Annotated in this window: 15 protein-coding genes; 13 read left to right on the top strand and 2 right to left on the bottom strand. The window is 46.0% G+C overall.

What is annotated here, in order from left to right; genetic code table 11:
- The 13 genes from ABD827_RS06450 to pgi all read left to right on the top strand — a co-directional run bounded on the left by ABD827_RS06450 (position 1) and on the right by pgi (position 16,996).
- Positions 1-963, top strand: a complete 963-nt coding sequence (locus ABD827_RS06450; protein ID WP_344963416.1) for a sulfotransferase — start codon at positions 1-3, stop codon at positions 961-963.
- On the top strand, positions 953-1,909 hold the full coding sequence (locus ABD827_RS06455) for a GNAT family N-acetyltransferase (protein WP_344963418.1): 957 nt from the start codon (positions 953-955) through the stop codon (positions 1,907-1,909). Before ABD827_RS06450 ends, ABD827_RS06455 begins: the two co-directional genes overlap by 11 nt.
- A gap of 26 nt (positions 1,910-1,935) precedes the next feature.
- Entirely contained in the window at positions 1,936-3,285 is a 1,350-nt protein-coding gene (locus tag ABD827_RS06460; protein WP_344963420.1) for a polysaccharide deacetylase family protein, read from the top strand.
- A 1-nt stretch (position 3,286) separates the two neighbouring features.
- Complete coding sequence (locus tag ABD827_RS06465) at positions 3,287-4,624, top strand: hypothetical protein (protein WP_344963422.1); 1,338 nt, start codon at positions 3,287-3,289, stop codon at positions 4,622-4,624.
- Between the two features lie 218 nt (positions 4,625-4,842).
- Positions 4,843-5,970, top strand: a complete 1,128-nt coding sequence (locus tag ABD827_RS06470) for a glycosyltransferase (RefSeq protein WP_344963424.1) — start codon at positions 4,843-4,845, stop codon at positions 5,968-5,970.
- 14 nt (positions 5,971-5,984) lie between these two features.
- A complete protein-coding gene (locus ABD827_RS06475) occupies positions 5,985-7,808 on the top strand; it encodes a hypothetical protein (protein ID WP_344963427.1) in 1,824 nt (607 codons plus the stop codon).
- Positions 7,809-7,868: 60 nt separating this feature from the next.
- A complete protein-coding gene (locus ABD827_RS06480; protein ID WP_344963429.1) occupies positions 7,869-9,110 on the top strand; it encodes a glycosyltransferase family 4 protein in 1,242 nt (413 codons plus the stop codon).
- Positions 9,103-9,726 carry a sugar transferase gene (locus tag ABD827_RS06485; protein WP_344963431.1) on the top strand — a complete coding sequence of 208 codons (624 nt, stop codon included), beginning with the start codon at positions 9,103-9,105 and terminating at the stop codon, positions 9,724-9,726. The genes ABD827_RS06480 and ABD827_RS06485 overlap by 8 nt, the downstream gene beginning before the upstream one ends.
- Positions 9,719-10,345, top strand: a complete 627-nt coding sequence (locus ABD827_RS06490; RefSeq protein ID WP_344963433.1) for an acetyltransferase — start codon at positions 9,719-9,721, stop codon at positions 10,343-10,345. Before ABD827_RS06485 ends, ABD827_RS06490 begins: the two co-directional genes overlap by 8 nt.
- Before the next feature lie 34 nt (positions 10,346-10,379).
- On the top strand, positions 10,380-11,561 hold the full coding sequence (locus tag ABD827_RS06495; RefSeq protein ID WP_344963435.1) for a DegT/DnrJ/EryC1/StrS family aminotransferase: 1,182 nt from the start codon (positions 10,380-10,382) through the stop codon (positions 11,559-11,561).
- Between the two features lie 28 nt (positions 11,562-11,589).
- A complete protein-coding gene (locus ABD827_RS06500) occupies positions 11,590-13,560 on the top strand; it encodes a polysaccharide biosynthesis protein (RefSeq protein ID WP_344963437.1) in 1,971 nt (656 codons plus the stop codon).
- A gap of 226 nt (positions 13,561-13,786) precedes the next feature.
- On the top strand, positions 13,787-15,184 hold the full coding sequence (locus tag ABD827_RS06505; RefSeq protein WP_344963439.1) for an MBL fold metallo-hydrolase: 1,398 nt from the start codon (positions 13,787-13,789) through the stop codon (positions 15,182-15,184).
- A gap of 168 nt (positions 15,185-15,352) precedes the next feature.
- Positions 15,353-16,996 (top strand): glucose-6-phosphate isomerase, encoded by a 1,644-nt coding sequence (gene pgi, locus ABD827_RS06510; RefSeq protein WP_344963441.1) that lies wholly within the window; start codon positions 15,353-15,355, stop codon positions 16,994-16,996.
- Positions 16,997-17,134: 138 nt separating this feature from the next.
- Here pgi and ABD827_RS06515 read toward each other — a convergent pair whose 3' ends face one another.
- Positions 17,135-18,370, bottom strand: a complete 1,236-nt coding sequence (locus ABD827_RS06515; RefSeq protein WP_344963443.1) for an O-antigen ligase family protein — start codon at positions 18,368-18,370, stop codon at positions 17,135-17,137.
- A 4-nt stretch (positions 18,371-18,374) separates the two neighbouring features.
- The gene (locus tag ABD827_RS06520; RefSeq protein ID WP_344963445.1) at positions 18,375-19,166 is read right to left on the bottom strand and encodes a glycosyltransferase family 25 protein; all 792 of its coding nucleotides are present in this window, start codon (positions 19,164-19,166) and stop codon (positions 18,375-18,377) included.
- Positions 19,167-19,286: the final 120 nt, after the last annotated feature.

Genomic DNA, 19,286 nt, shown 5'->3' on the forward strand with positions numbered 1-19,286 from the left:
TTGAATAAGTACTTGGACCCGAAAAGATATTTTTCATTCTTTATGAATAAGTTGTTCAGCCTGTTATCACCTGTGGTTAAGCTATGGGAAAAAAGGCAATATAGAAAATACTCTAACATGCCCCTTAAGCATCAGCCCGTTTTTATTATCGGCGCTCCCAGAACGGGTTCTACTATTCTTTACCAGACAATTACTAATCAATTTGATGTGTTGTATATCGATAACCTGGTATGCAAGTTTAACAAGAACTTTTTTTTTGGTTTTTGGTTGAGCAATAAATTATTCAAACAAAAAGCGCATAACTGCTTCAGCTCTAACCATGGTGCTACCAAAGGTCTCAGATCGCCCAGTGAATGTGGAGGGTTTTGGTATCGTTGGTTACCCAGAGACAGACACTTTATAGATCATCAGGGTGTGACTGATAAAATGGTTAAGGAGATAAGAGAAGAGATCTCCTCAGTAATTAATAAGTATGACAAACCGTTGGTTTTTAAGAATTTGAATGCAGGGCAAAGATTGAGATTGCTATCTAAAGCTTTTCCTGAAGCAAAGTTTATCTATGCTAGAAGAGAGCCTGAATACACTGCACAGTCTATTTTGCTGGCAAAGCGTAAATTGGGTATTAAAGAAAACAGCTTTTGGAGTATCATGCCAAAAAGTGTTTCTGAGCTTAATAAGCTTGAATGGCCTGAGCAGATAGTTAGGCAGATATTCGATATTGAAAAACAAATATCAGAAGACTCAGCGCTTTTTGAGAAAGATAGGTTCTCTATTGTTAATTACCTGGATTTAAATCAAAAGACTGTAAGTGATGTTGGTCGGTTTTTAAACTTTAACGAACGGCAAGAATGTGAATCTGCAATAATTAATCTTACTGAAAGATTAGTGCTGAATGAAAGTGAAATCTCACTACTTAACAAAGAAATAAAAAAATTGGATTGGTCTGTAACTAATGTCAAATAAAAATAAATACCGCCAGCTTTGTGAGAAAGAAATCACTATTCCTATCTTCAGTCAGGCTTGGTGGCTGGATTCCGTAGCAGGAGACGGCTGGGATGTGGTGCTGGTGGAAAAAGGAGATGAAATTCATGCCTCCATGCCTTACGTCACCAAAAAAAAATATGGATTAACCATATTGTCTCAACCGGCACTGACTCAGCATCTGGGGCCATGGCTTCGTCCTAGCGTTGCCAAATATGCTCGGCGTCTTGCGCAGGAAAAAGATCTTTTGCAGGCGCTCTATAGCCAGCTTCCAATGCATGTTCACTACAGTCAAAACTGGCATCATCAATGTACAAACTGGTTGCCTTTGCACTGGATGGGATATGCGCAAACTACTCGTTATACCTATATTATTAACGAGCTGAATGATCTGGATATGGTTAATAAAAATTTTGATACCAATATCCGTACAGATATTAGAAAAGCACAAAATAAAGCAGGTGTAAAAGTTGTCACCGATCTTCCCATTGATACCTTTCTTAAGCTCAACCGAAAGGTTTTCTCCCGTCAGGGCATGACTTTGCCCTATAGTGAAGAGCTGGTTAAGCGTATTGATAAAAATGCAACGTCACGGAATGCCGGCAAGTGTTTTATTGCGGTAGATGAGCAAGGTCGTCATCATGCGGGGGTTTATATCATCTGGGATAATAACAGTGCTTATTACCTGCTGGGTGGTGGCGATCCCGACCTGCGTAACAGCGGAGCTACCAGTCTGTGCATGTGGGAAGCCATTCAGTTTGCGGCAACCGTGACTAAAAGCTTTGACTTTGAAGGCTCTATGATTGAGCCAATTGAAAGATTTTTCAGGGCCTTTGGGGCTCAGCAAGTACCTTATTTTAGCGTATCAAGAACACAATCTCGCTTTCTTAAAGCAGCGCTTACATTACGCACCATTTTAAAATCCTGATTTAATTCTACAGAATCGGACCCTTCATGTTTTTTTCTCAAGCTGCTCTGTCCTGGCTGGGCGTTCTGTTGCAGGAACGTTTTGGTCATGAATTCATACTGGTGCATGAAAACAACTCCTTGCGCCTGCATCACTCAACGGCTGTAGGGCAGATTATTTTTGATAATCTTTTTGCTGCCTTTCATCAGTCCAGCTCCGATTTTCCCTGTCGAGAGTGGAATGCCGAAGCGGAAGGTTATCAGCCTGCCATAGACGACCTGATACCTGTCCCTGGTCTGGCAGCCTTGCCATCTCGGTTGATTGAACACAAGGAGCAGGGCACCGTCATCCACTACGACATTCTCGGCCTTACCTACTGGATGCTCTCCCGACTGGAAGAAGTGGGCCGTACCGATCTGGATAACCATCAGCGTTTTCCCGCAGCGTCTTCGCATGCTTACAAACACGGCTACCTGGAGCGGCCGATAGTAGATGAATGGCTGCATATTTTAGGACAGGTAATTCAGGAGGTCTGGCCACAGCTGGTGCTTAAACAGCATCAGTTCAGTATGAGAGTTTCACACGATGTGGATGCTCCCAGTCAGTATGGATTTAAGTCATGGTCTATGATTGCCAGAATGATGGCAGGCCATCTGCTTAAACGTCACGACATTAAATCTTTTGTAACTGCACCTTATGTCAAACTGGCAACGCGCACCCAGCTGAACTCAGCGGACCCTTACAATACTTTCGATTGGCTGATGGATGTATCTGAAGCTAATAACCTTAAAAGTGCTTTTTATTTTATCTGCGGTGGTAATCATCCCAATGATGGAGAATATCAACCTGAGCATCCTGTAATTCGCAACCTGATGCGACGAATTCATCAACGCGGACATGAAATTGGCTTGCATCCCAGCTACGGTACTTACCAAAATCCTGAGTTGATTAAACAAGAAGCAGAAAGACTGCATGCTGTTATGCAGAAAGAAGGCATAATCCAAAATGTACTGGGCGGACGTATGCACTACTTGCGTTGGGAGCAGCCCACTACGCTACAAGCCTGGAATGATGCAGGTATGAGTTATGAGACCACACTAAGCTATGCCGACCGGCCAGGCTTTCGTTGTGGCACCTGTTTTGAATATCAAGCTTTTAACCCCGTAACTCAAAAAATACTGGATATACGTATCCGGCCACTGATAGCCATGGAATGCACAGTGATAGACAGCGTATACCTTGGGTTAGGCATTACTGATAATGCTCAAAACAAGTTTCTGGAACTGAAGGATAAATGCCGTAAGCTAGGTGGCTGTTTCACTCTACTGTGGCATAACTCATACTTTGACGAACAAAAGGCGTTTAAACAGATTTATAAACGTTGTATTGAGGGGTGAAATGCAGCTATTTGTAATTAGAAGGTCAAGTCTTCCCAAGCTTGTTAGCTTTGTGCAAATGCTCTTGCTATTTATTTACTTTTCGCTAAACATTCTAAATGTTGGAGAGATGGGAGCAGCCTTACCACTATTGATCGGTTTTGTTGCGCTGGCGGGAGGCACGATTTTCTTGCAAGGTGCTTGCGGTCTAATATCAGTTCGCTTACATTTTTTTATATTTTTATTGCTGGTCGTCTGGGTTTCATTAAAAGTTGTAATTGACTTGGGTGATCTGGAGTATCTGAAACAAATCACTGTTGCAACTACCGGTGGGATACTGTTGTTTTTCTTCGTTGGCGCGTTTGTTAGGCTTTCGCTTGAGAGAATAACAGAGCCTGAAAGTAAATTTATTTTTGCAAAGTTAGCTTTGTTTGTTTTTTTTATGATTAGTATGGTTGTTTTCACCAGCTATCAGGGGCGATTGTTAGATAGAGACGATATTTTCTATATTGAAGGCGTTGATGGAAACTATCAAAGGCCAGGTAACTTTCTTATTATGTTGTTTATTATGACATCATTTGTTTATTTGACTATAGTGACCAGTGTTCAGGGCCAAAAAAACACTAGTATTGTTTTTTGGCTTTTCATATATAGTGTTGGTTTGTTTTTTTATTTAATTAGTAGCCAAATGATAGGCTCTAATGCAGCAACAGCAAATTTAACAGCGGTTTATTTGATGACGGTTGTTATATCTTTCTTGGCTTTTAATAATAAATTACGCAATGCATTCTTAGCTGGCAAGTTAACCATCCCAAACTCAAAAAAAATATTAAAGTTTATAGTTACCTTTTCAGTTGTAGCAGTTTTAAGTGTTCTTATTTTTTCGATAGTTGCACTTCGATTAAGCGGGTTTGATTTAAATAAAACTAATTTGTTTGGTTTTGGAGCTGGAGAGATTACTTCAGTAACCTCCCGCCTAGATATACTTTTAGAATCAGGGGTAGAGCAAATGGGCTACGCTCCATTTTTAGGTAATACAAATGTTGCTTACCTTACAACAGGCAATCCGGGGAAAACATTACATAGTTTTTTACCAAATGTAATGGCTGAGTTAGGGTTGGTAGGTTTGCTCTTGGTCGTTTTGTTGTTTTTTTTCGTCTTAAGAGACCTGTATAATAAGTCAAAATTAGCTAAGGTAAATCAAGTTGGATTTCAGAGCGTAGTAGTAAACATGTGGTTGTTTTTTTTGTTAATATTTTTGTTATTATATAGCAATATTGCTGTTGGAATATATTGGGCTGTTATGTGGTTTTTTATTGGTTTTGCTTCAGAACCATTATTTTTGATAACTAAAAAATAACATAAAAATATTTTCGAAAGTTACACTAGCCGTGATCTAGCATCATAACTTTAAACTTGACTAAAAGTAGCGTTGAGGCGAATAGTTATTTAACCTGATTTATAAATTAATGTTATGTGCTATGTAAAGCAATAATTAGTCTGTGGGCTAATGGTTTTATCTTTAAGTGTTATAGGTTTTTTAAGTGGTTCGTTAATGTGGCAACTAATAGGTTTCATATGAAAAAAATACTACACCTTACCCATACGGATGTAAGATCTGACTCTAGAATATTAAAGGAGATGGAGTCTGCATACTCTAACGGTTATAGTGTGCATGGGGTCGGTATAAGGCTAAATGAAGGCACGAAAAATATAAACTGTGATAATTATAATATTGTAATACTTAACATTAACAGTAAGAAATTGATTTTTCTTCCTGCCTTTTTAAGGCATTTTTTCACACTAATAGAGTTTTTTATAAAATCAATATTTCACTCTCTAAAAATAAAGCCTGATCTAATTCATTGTAATGATACTTTAGTTTTTCCTGTTGGTGTTTTTGTTAAGATTTTTACTAAAGCAAAATTGGTTTATGATGCGCATGAGTTGGAGTCTGACCGCAATGGTTTGTCTAAACTATTAGGCAAAGCAACATTGTTTGTAGAAAAAGCATTATGGCGTTTTGTTGACGGCCTAATTGTAGTGAGCCCCTCTATTAAACAGTGGTATCTGAGCAATATTGGCTACAAAGAAAGTTCGGTGGTACTTAACTCTCCGATATTTAAAGAGATTAATTCGCAAAATAAAGACTATCTTAGAGATAAGTTCTTAATACCAAAAGATAACAATGTTTTCATTTATGTTGGTATTCTTGGTGCTGGTCGAGGTATTGATGTTGTCCTTGAAGCTTTTAAAGAAAAGCCTGAAGCACACTTGGTTTTCCTTGGTTACGGTGAGTATTATGATGAGTTGAAATCTTTAGAAGCTACTTATTCAAATGTTCATGTACATGATGCAGTAGAGCACAGCAAAGTTGTAGAGGTTGTTAGTTCTGCGGATGTTGGTTTGTGTCTAATAGAAAATGTTTCTTTGAGTGATTATTATTGCTTACCAAATAAGTTGTTTGAATATGCATTTGCAGGTTTACCGGTGCTTGCTTCTAATTTCCCTGATATTTCAAAAGTAGTTTCAGATTACTCTTTAGGATTTTGCACTGATCTTGATGAAAAAAGTATAAGGAATGGTATCGAAAAGTTCGAGACTGGACAGTATGTCTATGCAGTAGATAATTGTAAGTTGGCTGACCTTTCTTGGGCTAAGCAAGAGAGTAATCTTATTTCGTTGTATAAAAAAGTTTTAAAATAAACGTTGGTGATTATATGTGTGGTTTGTTTGGTTTAATTTCGGTATCTGGTTTTATTAAAAGTGATCTCGATACATTATCGCTTCATGCTCGGCAGCGAGGTAGAGACTCAAGTGGTCTTGTGTTTTTTAAAGACGAGAAATGCATTGTTTATAAAGCTGATGCTGATATTAAGAAGCTAATTAAAAAAGCTAATCCTTACTCCTCCAATGTTGTTATGGGGCATAGTAGATTAATTACTAATGGTTTAAGTGATAATCAACCCGTTGTGCGGGGAGATATTGTTGTAATCCATAATGGAATTATTGTAAATGACGAAGATATTTGGCAAGAAATAAATTTAGATAAAAAATTAAGTATTGATTCTGAGGTTATTACGGGAATCACTGAAATGCATTTAGCCCAGGGAGGAGATATTGAAGGTATACCCTCTGCAGTGCTTGGCTTGTGCAAGGGAGTAGTAGCTTGTGCCATCGTATTACCTAAAATGGGTAAGGCTATTGTTTTTTCAAATAATGGTAGCCTGTATATTGGTAAGAAAGGCGAAAGCCGCTTCTTTTCTTCAGAAAGCTATCCTCTTACTGATATTTCCTGTGATGATATTGAGCAGGTAAGAGAGCGAGGCGTGGTTTTAGATATACCAGTATCTGAAGCAGATGTTACTATTTTTGATGATAAAACAAGAACAGAAAATTTAATTCCTGAGTTTAAGTTCATTAAAGCTGAGGAGGGGTTGTTGAAGTACACCCCTGTAAATTTAAAAAGATGCACTAAGTGTATTCTACCTGAAACAATGCCTTTTATTTATTTTGATAATGAAGGGGTTTGTAATTATTGTCATAATTACAAACCTAAAAACAACCCTAAACCCAAAGAGGAAATATTCAATCTTCTTGCCCCTTATCGACGTAACAAGGGGCAAGATTGTATTGTTCCATTCTCCGGAGGGCGTGATAGTTGCTATGGGTTACACCTGATTATTGAAGAGTTGAAAATGAAGCCAATTACCTATACCTATGATTGGGGTATGGTAACTGATTTAGGCCGGAGAAACATTAGTCGCATGTGTGCTCAGCTTGGTGTTGAGAATATTATTGTTGCTGATGATATATCAAAGAAGCGACGCAATATTAAAATGAATCTTCAAGCCTGGTTGAAGTCTCCACATTTAGGAATGATGGCTTTATTAACAGCAGGTGATAAACATTTCTTTAGGCACGTTGAAACAGTCAAGAAACAGACAGGTATTAACCTCAATTTATGGGGAGTTAACCCCTTGGAAGTTACTCACTTTAAAACTGGTTTTTTAGGCATAAAACCTGATTTTGAAGGGAGTAAAGTATACAGCCATGGCATGTCAAAGCAACTTAGGTATCATTATCAAAGAACAAAGGCTATGTTTGAAAGTCCTGGTTACTTTAATCGTTCGCTTTGGGATACCTTGTCTGGGGAGTACTATCGAAGCTTTACGGATAAGAAAGATTATTATCACATTTTCGACTACTGGCGTTGGGATGAAAATATAATAGATGATACTTTGTTAAATGTATATGATTGGGAGAAGGCACCAGATACCAGTACAACATGGCGTATTGGTGATGGTACAGCTGCGCTTTATAACTATATTTATTATACAGTGGCAGGTTTTACTGAGCATGATACTTTTAGAAGTAACCAGATACGAGAAGGTCAAGTTACTAGGGATGAAGCCTTAAAGCTTGTTGCAGACGAAAACCAACCCAGATATCAAAACATTCGTTGGTATCTAGATACATTAGGTATGGATTTTAAAGAAGTTATAACTGTTGTTAATAAAATACCTAAGCTTTATCAGGTGTGAATTTTGTAAGCTCCATATGTGTGGAGCTTTATTTTTTTGACTTGGATTAGAATGTTTTTTATGAAAAGAACAGTTTGGTATATTTCCAAATACTTCTCTTGCCCATCAGTCACATCGCCTGGTAGCCGAGGGTTTTCTTTGTTAGAAGGTATGGCTAAAAAAAATATACAGCCAATTGCTATAGTTTCTGACTCAAATAATGTTGCAGAAGTTCCTGAACTTTATAAGACTGTGACACACCAAGAGTTAAATGGTGTGAAGCTTGTTTGGCTTAAAACGATGCGGTATGGTGCTGCTAAGTCATTGAGCAGGGTGTTAAGTTGGTTTCACTTTGAGTGGAATTTACTTTTTTTAAATAAGAAAAATATAGCTAATCCCGATGTGATTATCGTTTCTAGTTTATCTTTGTTAACCATTTTTAATGGTTTGATATTAAAGAGAAAGTACAAGTGTAAGTTGGTTTTCGAAGTGCGCGATATATGGCCTTTAAGTATTACAGAAGAGGGTGGTTTTAGTAATTGCAACCCCTTTGTTATGCTGCTAGCTTTTGCTGAAAGGTTGGGTTACAAATATGCAGATGCTGTCGTTGGTACAATGCCAAACTTAGGTGAGCATGTGAAACAAGTTTTAGGATATGAGCGAACTGTAGATTGTATACCTATGGGGGCTTATGAAGAATTATTTGATCCTGCGCATGAGCCATTGCCCGATTGTTATGTGAAAAAGCATCTTCCATTAGATAAGTTTTTAGTGGTTTATTCTGGCACAGTTGGCATTACCAATAACCTTGATGTTTTTTTTCAGTGTGCAAAGAAGCTAGAGAGCAACAGCGCTATTCATTTTGTAGTGCTTGGTTCAGGCTCCTTACTGGATTACTATATAGACAAATATAGTGCTTTATCTAACTTAAGCTTCGCTCCTAGAGTTAAAAAAAACCAAGTCCTCTCTGTGTTACAGTATGCTGATTTACTTTACTTCTCGGTTTATCCTTCTAAAGTTTGGGACTACGGACAATCACTAAATAAAGTTATCGATTACATGGCTGCGGGTAAACCTATTGTTGCTTCTTACAGCGGGCATCCTTCAATGATTGATGAGGCTGGATGTGGCGTATTTGTACCTGCCGGTGATATAGACTTATTGGCAGCTGAGATCGTCAGGTTTTCAGAAATGCCTAATAATGAAAGAATCGCGATGGGTAGTCAGGGGAAAACCTGGTTAGCTGAACATAGAACCTACACCAAGCTAGCTGATGACTATATCAATATTTTATTTCCAGAGTTGATTGCTAAAAATGATTAAACGCTTTTTTGACGTTGTCGCTTCTTTATTTGGACTCATCTTGCTTAGTCCTGTGATCGCTCTTGTCGCTTGGAAGATCCGCAAAAATTTAGGTTCACCGGTATTGTTTCGTCAGATTAGGCCCGGTATAAATGGCAAGCGGTTTGAAATGATCAAGTTTAGAAGCATGCGCGATGCAGCGGATGCCAACGGCAATCCGTTGCCTGACTTTGAGCGCCTTACTTCTTTTGGTCAGTTATTGCGTTCCACCAGTCTGGATGAGCTGCCGGAACTGTGGAATGTGTTAAAAGGCGATATGAGTCTGGTGGGGCCACGACCACTGCTGATGGAATATTTGCCTTTATATAATGCCGAGCAATATCGTCGCCATGAGGTTCGCCCTGGTGTAACGGGCTGGGCACAGATTAATGGTCGTAATGCCATCAGCTGGGAAGACAAGTTCAAGCTGGATGTATGGTATGTAGACAACGGTTCATTATGGCTGGATCTCAAGATCTTGCTGCTTACTGTTAAAAGAGTCTTTGTGCGCGATGGCATTTCTGCCGATGGCGAGGCTACGATGAGTAAATTTTCCGGGTCTAAAACTGCCGATGATCATAGTAACAGTCATGAGTAAATTGGCTATTTTGGGAGCGAGCGGCCATGGTAAAGTATTGGCTGATATGGCTGAGTTAGTCGGTTGGCGGAGCATTACTTTCTTTGATGACGCATGGCCTAGTCTGATGCTTAATAGCCATTGGCCTGTGGCTGGTGATACCGCTGCACTGCTGGACAAGTTTGCAGAGTTTGATGGGGTGTTAGTCGGGATTGGCAACAATAGCATTCGGCTTGAAAAGCAGGCTCAGCTGGCCGGCAGTGGCGCCCAGTTGATTACCCTGGTACACCCAGCGGCAGTGGTTAGTCGTTATGCGCATATTGGCTCCGGCTCTGTAGTAATGGCTGGTGCCGTTATTAATGTGGATGTTCGTTTAGGCGAAGCCTGTATTATCAATACCAATGCTAGTGTGGATCATGACTGCGTGCTGGAAGCTGGTGTTCATATCAGCCCCAATGCCGCCTTGGCAGGTGGTGTCAGGGTGGGGCGCGTGGCTTGGCTGGGCGTTGGCGCCTGCGTGCGCCAACTAATGGATATTGGCGCTGGAGCTGTAGTTGGCGCTGGAGCTGTAGTGGTCAAACCTGTGCCTCCGGCGGTCTGTGTAGCTGGCAATCCTGCGCGTTTACTCTGTCAGAATTAAAACAAATTTCACAAAAGTAATGAGATAACCCCTTATGTTGAATACTCCTTTCTCGCCTTGGCCTTCTTTTACCGAGGAAGAAGCTAATGCCGCACGCGATGTACTGCTTTCCAACAGGGTTAATTACTGGACTGGCCAGCAGTGCCGGCTGTTTGAACAAGAGTTTGCAGCTTGGGCCGATAGTAACTATGGGGTGGCCTTGGCGAATGGCACCTTGGCACTCGATGTGGCGCTAAAAGCACTAGAAGTGGGTGAGGGTGATGAAGTGATTGTTACCCCTCGTACCTTTTTAGCCTCAGTGTCATCTATTGTTACCGCGGGAGCACGACCGGTGTTTGCTGATGTGGACTTGAATAGCCAGAACATTGAAGCCGAAAACATTGCGGCGGTGTTAACACCCAATACCAAAGCAGTGGTAGTGGTGCATCTGGCAGGTATGCCAGCAGAGATGGATGCCATTATGGCGCTTAGTCAGCAACATGGTTTTTACGTGATTGAAGACTGCGCCCAGGCCCATAGTGCCAGATACAAGGGCCGCGCCGTGGGCAGCATCGGCCATATCGGTGCCTGGTCGTTCTGCCAGGACAAGATAATGACCACCGGTGGCGAGGGTGGCATGGTCACCACCAATGATGAAGCCCTGTGGCGCAAGATGTGGAGCTACAAGGACCACGGAAAAAGCTTTGAGGCGGTGTACGAGCGAGAGCATACGGCCGGCTTCCGCTGGTTGCACGAAAGCTTTGGCACCAACTTGCGCATGACCGAAATGCAGGCTGTGATCGGACGTATTCAGCTCAAGCGAATGAGCAGCTGGACGGCGGCTCGCCAGGCCAATGGTGCCCGTATTGACGAGGTCGCCCGTGGTTTTGATGTGGTGCGCACCGTTGTGGTGCCGGAATACATGGAGCATGCGGAATACAAACACTATCTGTTTGTTAACCCCGAGCAGCTGGCGGTCGGCTGGAGCCGGGATCGGATAGTGGATGAAGTCATGAGCCGGGGCGTGCCCTGTTTTCAGGGCAGTTGCTCTGAGGTGTATCTGGAAAAAGCGTTCGACGGCACCGACTTTCGGCCGGCCAAGCGGCTGCCTCATGCCCGTGAGCTGGGAGATACCAGTCTGATGTTTTTGGTACATCCCACCTTGACGGAGCAGGAAGTAAATAAAAGTTGTGACGTGCTGGCAGAAGTATTGACCCTGGCACAGCGCTCTTCTTGACGATAACAGTTTCAATAAGGTAATAACGATGAATTCAGCTATCAGCTGGCTTTTCCAGCAGCCCCGTTCGGTCAAACGGTTTATCAGCCTGCTGCTTGATACGCTGTTTATCAGCATTTCCTTCTGGGCGGCGTATCTGTTACGGCTGGATAGCTCCTATCTGTTGGGTTCTTACACACACTGGTTGGTGCTGGCAACCATGTTGCCGATTACCTTACTGTATTTTATCCGATTCGGGCTTTATCGGGCCGTGCTGCGTTATCTGGGGCATCATGCCACCGTTACCATGATGGGAGGGATCGCTGTTTCTGCCGTTACCATGGTGCTGGCAGCCTATTACTTTGGTGCCTTTTTGCCACGCTCCGTGCCTATTATTTATAGCGCTTTGGCGCTGTTGTTGTGTGGCGGCGCGCGGACCATGGCTCGGGCGCTGTATAACCAGAGTACCAAAAAGTATAAAACACCGGTGATCATCTACGGGGCTGGTTCCTCTGGTCGTCAGCTCAATACCTCTATGATGTACGGCAGTGAATATCGTGCGGTAGCCTTTGTGGATGACAATCCTAGTTTGCATAAGGCCCTGTTGCAGGGACTTACCGTATATTCAGCGGCGGATATTGCTTGGTTGGTCGAGCGCTACGGCGCCCAGAAGCTGTTGCTGGCCATGCCCAGTATTTCTCGTCAGCGCCGGCGCGAGATTGTGGATGGACTGGAGCTATTGCCGGTAGATATTCTTACCATTCCCGGCATGGCCGATCTGGTCAGCGGCAAGGCCAAGGTGAACGAGCTGCACGAAATCAGCATAGAAGATTTGCTGGGGCGAGACCCGGTTGCGCCTTTTCCCGATCTTATTGCCGCCAATATCAACAACAAGGTAGTAATGATCACTGGTGCCGGCGGCTCTATTGGCTCCGAGCTATGCCGGCAGGTTGTGCAGCAGGGGCCCAGCACCCTGGTGCTGTTTGAAATGTCGGAATATGCACTGTATCAGATAGACCAGGAACTGAATGGCCTGTGTCGGGAGCAGTGCTATTCGGTACGCATCGTGCCCATTATGGCATCGGTGCAACGGCAAAATCGGCTGGAAGCGGTAATGCAGGTCTTTGGTGTGCAAACAGTGTATCACGCCGCCGCCTGCAAGCATGTTCCCTTGGTGGAATATAATGTGGTTGAAGGTGTGCGCAATAATGTGTTCGGCACCTGGCGGGCGGCGGAAGCTGCTATTGCTTGTGGGATAGAAACCTTTGTGCTTATTTCTACCGACAAGGCCGTTCGCCCCACCAATGTAATGGGCACGAGCAAGCGGCTGGCCGAGCTGGTGCTGCAAGGGTTGGCGTTACGGCAGAGCAGTACGCGTTTTTGCATGGTGCGCTTTGGTAACGTGTTGGGGTCTTCCGGCTCAGTGGTGCCTTTGTTCAAGAAGCAGATTCGGGCTGGTGGTCCCATTACCTTGACGCACGAAGACATTACCCGTTATTTCATGACCATTCCCGAGGCGGCTCAGTTGGTGATTCAGGCTGGTGCCATGGGCAAGGGCGGCGATGTGTTTGTGCTGGACATGGGTGAGCCGGTGCGCATTATCGAGCTGGCTCGCAAGATGATCCGGCTGATGGGATTCGATGTAAAAGACGAGCAGTACCCGGATGGCGATATAGAAATAAAGATTACCGGCCTGCGCCCGGGTGAAAAACTCTATGAAGAGTTGCTGATTGGCGGTAACGAACAACCCACGGTACACCCGCGAATTCGAACCGCCAACGAGGTACATCTGCCTTGGGATGAAATGGCCATTTTGCTGAAAGATCTGGATGCTGCATGCGAGGACTACAACCAGGCTCGGATCCGCCAGCTGCTGCTTGATGCGCCCACGGCGTTTAATCCGCAAGACGGCATTTGCGATTTGGTGTGGCGAGAGGGTAAGACGGATTTTTCGGCTGCCTCGGTACCGATAGTAGATGAGGCCGAACGCGTTAAACCGGTAGTGGCCTTGGTGCGGTAACGCCTCCCTAACCCTCCCCTTGCGTTGCTCTCCGCTGTTGCTCTGCAGGTGCGAGGTAAAGGGGACTGGCTGAATTGGATCCTGATGCCCGTTGTTGTGAACCAGCTGCGGGCATTTTTGTATCTGAGGGGCTATGGTTCTAAAAATGTGCGGCAAGAGGTGCCAAAAAAGGCCCAATGAATTGGATACTACCGAAACGCGCGCAAGTGAAGAAAGGAGTGATTTGATGAGCGAGCAAGGGATTGAGCTGTTGCATCACGGAGCGGTAAATGGTGTCACCGGCTCTTGCCACGAGCTACGAGTGAATGGTACCGGTATCCTTATCGACTGTGGTCTTTTTCAGGGCACCGAGCGGCGTGACGATTTGGCTATCGACTTTGATATCGGCCATATCAGGGCGCTGGTGGTCACCCATGTGCATATCGATCATGTGGGGCGAATTCCGTATTTGCTGGGGGCCGGATTCAAGGGGCCTATTTACTGCTCTCAGCCTTCGGCTCTGTTGCTGCCGGCCATGCTGGAAGATGCGCTTAAAATCGGTTTTACCCGCAATAAAAAGTTGATCAATCGAGTGCTGAAAATGCTCAAGTCTCGGCTGCGGCCCTTGCCTTATGGTGAATGGCAGGCGATAGATAGCACCGATATTGGCATTCGGCTGCAGCGAGCAGGTCATATTCTGGGCTCGGCCTATGTGGAGTGCGAGGTGAACGAGCAGCGTATAGTGTTTAGCGGTGATTTGGGCGCGCCTCATTCGCCGCTGCTGATGGCGCCGAAGTCACCGGAGCGCTGTGATGTGCTGGTGATGGAAAGCACCTATGGTGATAAAAATTATGAAAGTCGCCATGATCGAAGACTGCGACTGAAGGCGGCGGTAGAGCATGCGCTGGAAGATGGCGGCACCCTGCTGATCCCTGCCTTCAGCCTGGGCCGCACTCAGGATCTGCTGTATGAGATAGAAAGCCTGATGGCGGAATTTGGTAGCGAAGCTGCGGCACCAGACTTGCCCTGGAACGAGCTGGAAGTAGTGGTAGACTCGCCGCTAGCCGCCAGATTTACCGGCCTGTATCGCCAGCTCAAGCCGTTCTGGAATGATGAGGCCAGAGAGCGGGTGGGCGAGGGGCGGCATCCCTTGTCGTTCGAGCAATTAACGGTGATAAACAGCCACCGGGATCATCTGAATACGGTGAACTACCTGGCTCGCTCACGCAAGCCTTGTGTGGTGCTGGCGGGCTCCGGCATGTGCGCCGGCGGCCGGGTGGTGAATTACCTCAAGGCCATGTTGGGGGAAGCCCGCAATGATGTGCTGTTTGTGGGCTATCAGGCCGAGGGCACGCCGGGGCGGGATATTCTGGAATACGGCCCCCGTTTTGGTGAAGATAATACCTCTAACGGATGGGTCGAGCTGGACGGTGAACGTTTCACTATTAAGGCTCAGGTGCACCAGGTAAGCGGCTATTCGGCCCATGCCGGCCAGCAGGATCTGATAAACTTCGCCACCGGCATTGTGCCGGCGCCCCGTCAGATTAGATTGATACACGGCGAGGCCGGTGCCAAGGCGGTGCTGCAGGCCAGGCTGGGAGAGCTGTTGCCGGGGACCGAGGTGGTGATAGCGAGTGAGAGGTGAGGCTTGGCGTAGGGTCGCATTCATTCGACCAGCGATGTGGCAATTAGGTTGGTCCAATAAATTGAACCCTACAATACCCGCCTCACGCCTCACGCCTCACGCCTCACGCCTCACGCCTCACGCCTCACGCCTCACAATGAAAATTTGATAATAAATAACGGGATTGGAATGACATCTTTAATTCAGCAGCCACGGTTTATGGCGCTACAGGAGCTTAAACAGCAGGAGCAGGCAATGAGTCTGAGCCAACGCTTTGCCGAGGATCCTGCACGGTTTTCGCGCTTTTGTTTCGCCTTTGGCGAACACATGAGGGTGGACCTGTCTCGCCAGCACTGGTCGAGTGAAGTGCTGGCTTTGTTGTGCGAGCTGGCGCGAAACATGAAGCTTAGGCCGGCCATAGAGGCACTGTTTGGCGATAACCTGTTTAACCATACCGAAGGCCGGGCGGCGCTGCATACGGCGCTGCGTATGCCGGCCGGTGCCAGCGCGGCGCTGAACGGAGTGAATGTAGTGCCCTTGGTGCATGCAGAGCTGGCGCGAATGCGTACCTTTTGCGAGCGGGTGCATGCTGGCGACTGGCTCGGTTTTACCAACCTTCCGATGACGGATGTGGTTAACATCGGCATTGGTGGCTCCGATCTGGGGCCGGCCATGGTGGCCGAGGCGCTTGCGCCTTACCAGGACAAGGGCATTCGCGTGCATTTTGTGTCGAACATGGACGGCGCCCAACTGGCCTCTGTGCTGGCGGTGGTGGATCCGGCCCGCACCCTGTTTGTGATTTCTTCCAAAACCTTCACCACCGACGAAACCATGACCAACGCCCGTGCTGCCCGCGCCTGGTTGCTGGCGGCCTGTGATGATCCGGCACAGGTTAAAAAGCATTTTGTGGCGGTGTCGACCAATGGCCCTGCGGTGCAGGCATTTGGTATAGATACCGAACATATGTTCGAGTTTTGGGATTGGGTTGGCGGGCGTTTTTCTTTGTGGTCGGCCATTGGTCTGCCGGTTGCGTTGGCTGTGGGCTTCGACCGCTTCGAGCAACTGCTGGCAGGCGCCCACGAGATGGATGAACACTTGCGCCATACGCCTTTCGAGCAGAATATTCCGGTATTACTGGCCCTGCTGAGTATATGGAATATCAATGTGCTGGGGCTGCAGAGCGAAGGCGTTTTTCCCTACAGCCATCATCTGACGCGTTTTCCGGCTTATTTGCAGCAGCTGAATATGGAGTCCAACGGCAAAGGAGTGGATAACGCCGGAGAGAAGACTACCTATAATACCGGCCCTGTAGTGTGGGGAGAAGTGGGCACCAACGGTCAGCATGCGTTTTTTCAGTTGTTACATCAGGGCAGTCAGGTGGTGCCGGCGGACTTTATTGGTTTTGCCCGTTCTCATTACAACTACCCCGAGCACCAACGCAAGCTGCTGGGCAATATGCTGGCCCAGGCTCAGGCGCTGGCTTTCGGTAAAAACCAACCGCAGGTAGAGACCGAGCTGGCGGCCGAGGGATTGAATGCCGAGACCATTTCTCGGCTGGCGCCCTACAAGGTGATGGACGGTAATCGCCCCAGCACCACTATTTTGTGTGATGAACTAACGCCTTATAATCTGGGCGCCCTTATTGCCATGTATGAGCACAAGACCTTTGTGCAGGGCATTATGTGGAACATCAACAGCTTCGATCAATGGGGGGTGGAGTTGGGTAAAAAACTGGCCGCCCGTTTGATAACCGACTTGTCCTCTGATGAGGTAACGACCACGCATGATGGTGCTACCAATGGGCTATTGGCACAGATTAAAGCGTGGAAGTGAAGGCATTTGGCCCAATTTATTGGGCCACTTTAGCTATGGTGTAATATTTTTGGTCGAATGAATTCGACCCTACAATATGGCCTCACCCCTCACCCCTCCCCCCTCACCCCTCACCCCTCCCCCCTCACCCCTCACCCCTCACCCCTCACCCTTCACATTGTTTTCACGTGCTGTAAGCAATATGACTCCCATCAGCATGCTGTAGAAGTAAACGATGTGGGTGTGATGAAAGGGTACGTCGGTCAGGCCGGCAATCAACACGATGGCGGTGCCGACCAGGGCCCAGTTTCTTAAGCCGCCGTGTCCTTGTTTATGCAACAGCCAGGCTGGCAGCAGCATCCAAGCCAGCAGTGCAAACAGGCCGAGGGCACCGGTGCGCACCAGGGTGTCGATATACTGGTTATGGAAATGAGCATTTGCCTGATATGCCGCAGACGGAGTGATAAGGTCGGCGTTTTTGTCTTGTCCTATTTTATGAAGGTAACCGGCAGTACCGGTGCCCAGCAGTGGAGACTGTGTGATGTAGCTCCAGCCCCGTTGCCACAACTGCAGTCGAATGCCGATGGAGGTGTTCATGTTGTTGTTGGTGATGTTAGCAAATTCGGCACTGGTTTGCTGGTATCGGCTTTCCAGCTTGTCCCCCAGGGCGTAAATACTTCCGCTGGCCAGTAAACTGCCGGCTATCAGGGTGGCGAGCAATGTTTTTGGTGTGGCCCTGCGGGCCAAGGGCAGGGCCAGCATCAGCAAGGTAACCACTACCGCCAGCCAGGCGCCACGAGTACCGCTGAAAACAATGGCGGTGGTGGCACCTGCAACACCGGCAAGATATAGGGCACCAAGGCGTTTACCGTTATTAAGGGTGAACAAGAAAAACAGGCAACTAATCAGCAATACAGAGGCAAACGTTGCATAGGGAATAGGGTTGGATGCCAAGGCTCCGGCTCTACCTATGTTCAATACCATTACTTCATATACCGATCCCACGCCGGTTAATATGGCGCCCAGAGCTACAACAGCTGTTATGTGGCTCATAGCGATGTTACGCCAAGGCAGCACAGTTAAATAAAGCTGAACCAACAGCAGGGTTCGGGCAAAACTGAACTCTTCTCCGCCCAGCAGATGCTGCAGGCTGAACAATACAAACAAGGCGATATTGGCTAAGCTGAACATTTTGAAGCCGGGGATGGCGAGGTTTTTACGCCACTCGCCTTTGAAGCGAAACAGACAATATATTGCAACTAGAGGTATGAGCCGGCTGAGTACCGACTTACCATCTGGCACATTGAACAATCCGAACATCGTCCAGGTTAAGGGGCTTAGCAAAAAGAGAGTTTCCAGCCAGGTAAACAATGCGCTTTTGTTAAAATTAAACATGCAATCAGCCCGTGCGGTTAAGGTTTTTTTTGAATTTTTTATTGTGTAAGTAAAGCCTTAGCTTTCGATAGGCGGAATAAACTTCTCGACTGGGTTTACGATAAAACGGTACTTTATCCTCGTCATAAAACTGGATAGTTGTTTCGAACGGACGAGTATCTTCGGCAAAATCCGGATGCAGGTGGTAGGATTCCATGCCGTGAAAATAAGGGGCACCCAAGTAGTTGTCTACCGGTAGCGACCAGGTCTTTGAGCCATTCAGCAGTTTTTTTGCCGCCCAAGGTGCAAGGGCATAGGCGCGTAGACCACCGAAGTTGTCACTCATCCAGCTGATGCGGTAATGTTCAGCTTCCTCCATGGGGATGGTTTCGCCCCTGATCACGGTTTCTAGCCGTAAGCAACCATACTGTTCAATTTTTTCGGCCACCATCTTCAGAGTTTGTTCTGCGTTAGGGCAGATTTTTGCATCATCTTCCACCACCACCAGCGGCTGGTTCATGTCTACACATTTTTGCCACAGGGAGTAATGACTGGCGTAACAACCTATTTCACCATTGGTGGGCATTTTGCCGCTGGTCAGCCACAGTCGCTTGGTGTAGTTGTAACGCTTGAGTAGTGGGTTACTTTTATCACTGCCGTCTATGGCATCAAAAAACGAGAAATCTATTCCCTGAGCCTGCAGCTGGCTGGCTATATAGTCTCTGCGCTCCTGACTTCTTTTCAGGCTGATGACAAAAACGGGCATGACTGGCATAGGGTAAACCTGCAATACAAAAAATTGCGCAGATAATACCATGATTTGAGTGAAAACCTTAACGGTGGTATGGATGATTTTTAGGCGGGCTAGCAAGGTAAAATCTGGCAGTTTTTAACGATTGCTATACGGTTAGAGTATAAAAAAACCCGCCGAAGCGGG

This window comes from Oceanisphaera sediminis, assembly GCF_039539745.1.
GTDB classification, from domain to species: domain Bacteria; phylum Pseudomonadota; class Gammaproteobacteria; order Enterobacterales; family Aeromonadaceae; genus Oceanimonas; species Oceanimonas sediminis.